This window comes from Methanosphaera sp. (assembly GCF_016282985.1).
Classification (GTDB): domain Archaea; phylum Methanobacteriota; class Methanobacteria; order Methanobacteriales; family Methanobacteriaceae; genus Methanosphaera.
In genome coordinates this window covers 1-2,943 of sequence record NZ_JAEELZ010000010.1, presented here as the reverse complement: position 1 = coordinate 2,943, position 2,943 = coordinate 1, and the positions used below count along the sequence as shown (strand labels likewise).

The following is a 2,943-nucleotide window of genomic DNA, read 5'->3' as shown; positions in this document are numbered from 1 at the left end:
TTATTACTCATATTTCCCTCAAAGCAAGGTTTTCTACAGAGCCGAGATTGATTAATAATCAAATATTTTCGTATTTTATATTTCATAACTTCCCATAATTACTATAATTGTCTTAATCTTTAAATATTAGAAGTTCAAGAAGTTTAAATAATAACTGAGAATATATTTGGGGGTTATAAGTAGGATGAATATTAATAAAAAGATACTATATCTGATAATAATCATTTCTTTATTGTCAATTTCTGTTTCGGTGGCATATACTGGAACGGGTTTTACGCATAATATTCCTGATAACTATTATGATTCATTTTCTTCACAGGATATTCTTGCCAAATATAATAAGACATATTTGACAAATGAAAAAACAGGTGTATGTACCAATGTTGTTGATGGTGATACCATATATCTAAGTAGTGGAGAAAAAGTTAGATTGGTTGGAGTAAACACTCCAGAACGTGGTGTAACGGGGTATGCTGCTTCCAAGAACTTCGTCAAAAAGCTCTGTTTAAATAAAGAAGTAGGTATTAATGTTGATGATAGAAAATATAGGGATAAATATGGTAGAACATTGGCTGTTGTAATAGTTGATGGCAAAAACCTGAATGAAATGTTACTAAAAGAAGGTCTTGCTGAAGTAATGTATATTCCACCAAGTGAATTTTCACCATACAAATGGGCAGGTTCTACTCAAATTAGTGATTCAACTACACATACTACAACTACCACATCCAGTGTACAAACTGGCCAAAAAGATAATGTAGTATCAACAACTAGTTCCGGCGGATATATTGGAAATCTCAATTCTCTTAAATTTCACAAAGTAGATTGTGAAGGTGTTAAAAAGATGAGTGAGAAAAACAAGGTCTACTTTAAAACAAGACAGGAAGCTCTTGATGGGGGTTATACTGGTTGTAAAATGTGTAACCCTTAAATATACTTTTTTTAATGCTAATAATATATAATTATTTTAATTTATTTTTTCAAATAACGCTATTCTATTATTTCTACTTCTTAGAACTGGTGAGATTAATCGGATAAATATGGGTGAATATTTTTTCATCAGATCGGTTAAATTATATTCCGCTAATAGTTTATATGATGAACATAATTTCTCAAAATCTTTACTTTCATTAATTCCCCATTTAAAGACTGCACCAGTAGTTCTTACTGTATCATGAGCTTTTTGATTTTTAACCATCCAGTTACTCATCAATTCTATTAACAATTTCACATTTTTGAATTTATGAGATATCTGTTTAAACAATTCTTCAACTTCTTTTTCGTCTAAATACATTAAAAAGCCTTCAGCTATAACTAATACATTTTCATTATTTTCTATTTTATCCATCCATGTGAAATCTAATGCTGATGAAGCTATGTTAATTATTCTATCATTCTTTTCTATGAGTTTTTCTCTTAAATCTATAATGTCTTCAAAATCTAGATTATACCATATAATTTGTCCATTGTCCACTCTGCTGAATCGATCGTCCAGTCCGCATGCTATATTAATTATAGTAGCATCAGGATTTTCTTTGATATATTCTTTTGTTAAATTATCTAATATTACTGTTCTTGCTGAACAGCCCCAAAAATTCATTTTATTGGTTGATGTTTTGAAACGTTTTTTGAAATTGTAATCTAAACTGTCCATTACTTTGATTGCTGTTTGATCGATGAATTCAGGATTTTCTTTTTTGCTTTCTATTGCTCTTGCGTATAACGGTACTAACATGGTTTCACTTACTGCTGATAAATCTATTTTTTCTTTCATTATTTATGAACTCCTTTTGTTTATATATTTAGTATTATTATAACTATTATATAAATTTAGGTATACCTAAACTTTTTAGTTTATGTTAAATTTTTTTTAATAAATTGTTAATAAGTAGATAAATATTTATTAAACGAATAATGTTAAATATATTCAATGAATATAAGTAAAAATAATATTTAAACTATATAATTAAGTTATTTTAGTTTTCATTATTTAAAACAATTAATAAGTGATAATATGATATTAAATCTGAAATATGTATTACATATTCCTACTCATAAATTTGAGAATAAAATTGTTACAGCCATAAATATGAAAAAATGTATGGATGATTTAGAAAAAAAATTAAATGAAAATGGTTATCATAGCTTTTACAAATCAAAAGTAGAGGGACATTATAAATCTAGAACTTTTGAAGAAGTATTAATTACCATATTCACAAATAACACAGCAGAACCCCAACCTGATAAGTTATTTATAGAATGGTTTAAAGAACATAATGATGAATTAAAACAAGAATCATTTGCATATGAAAAAAATAATGAATTAATTATTGAAGAACTATAAGTTAATTTGGATGTATGGTACTAAATACATTGAAATATTATATCTGTTAACATATTCCTGAAAAATTTGGAATACAAATTAGAAGATTAAAACAATACATAATGGTGATATTAGATGAAGGAATTATACATATTTGATTTTGATGGAACCCTGGTTGACAGTTATCGAGATTCAATTAAATTCTTCAATATAACTCTTGAACAGTTTGATCTTCCAACTTTTGATATGAATGTGGAAGGTTTGGATTATCAGATTTTTAGAGAATTCATTCATGAACAGATTAAAGGAATTGAAGAAGAATTCATGCAGCAATTTGCTCTTAACTATAAAGATAGTCCACAAGTTAATACTTATTTATATGAAGGAGTTTATGAAGTTATAGAAGAACTTCAAAATCGGGGCATAACACTTGCTATATGTTCAAATCGGGAACAGAAAAACTTAGAAGAACTGGTAAAGAATTTTTTTAATGGAATCTCTTTCAAGTATATATCAGGCACAGTTAATGAAGAATATTGCAAACCAGATCCACATAGAATTAATGAAATTATTAAAAATGAGAATATAAAAAAAGAAAAGATTTTATATTTCGGTGATAA

At 27.0% G+C, this 2,943-nt stretch carries 4 protein-coding genes; 3 read left to right on the top strand and 1 reads right to left on the bottom strand.

Annotated features, from left to right (window positions below):
* Positions 1 to 184: 184 nt before the first annotated feature.
* Positions 185 to 931, top strand: coding sequence for a thermonuclease family protein (locus QZZ11_RS00770; protein WP_292472622.1), 747 nt, complete (start codon positions 185 to 187; stop codon positions 929 to 931).
* 36 nt (positions 932 to 967) lie between these two features.
* Here QZZ11_RS00770 and QZZ11_RS00765 read toward each other — a convergent pair whose 3' ends face one another.
* On the bottom strand, positions 968 to 1,774 hold the full coding sequence (locus QZZ11_RS00765; protein ID WP_292472620.1) for a class I SAM-dependent methyltransferase: 807 nt from the start codon (positions 1,772 to 1,774) through the stop codon (positions 968 to 970).
* 240 nt (positions 1,775 to 2,014) lie between these two features.
* Between QZZ11_RS00765 and QZZ11_RS00760 the strand changes: the two genes are divergently transcribed.
* Together QZZ11_RS00760 and QZZ11_RS00755 are read left to right on the top strand one after the other, a co-directional pair.
* Positions 2,015 to 2,344 (top strand): hypothetical protein, encoded by a 330-nt coding sequence (locus tag QZZ11_RS00760; protein ID WP_292472618.1) that lies wholly within the window; start codon positions 2,015 to 2,017, stop codon positions 2,342 to 2,344.
* Positions 2,345 to 2,458: 114 nt separating this feature from the next.
* Positions 2,459 to 2,943: HAD family hydrolase (locus QZZ11_RS00755; RefSeq protein ID WP_292472616.1), on the top strand; the 485-nt coding region annotated here is incomplete at its 3' end.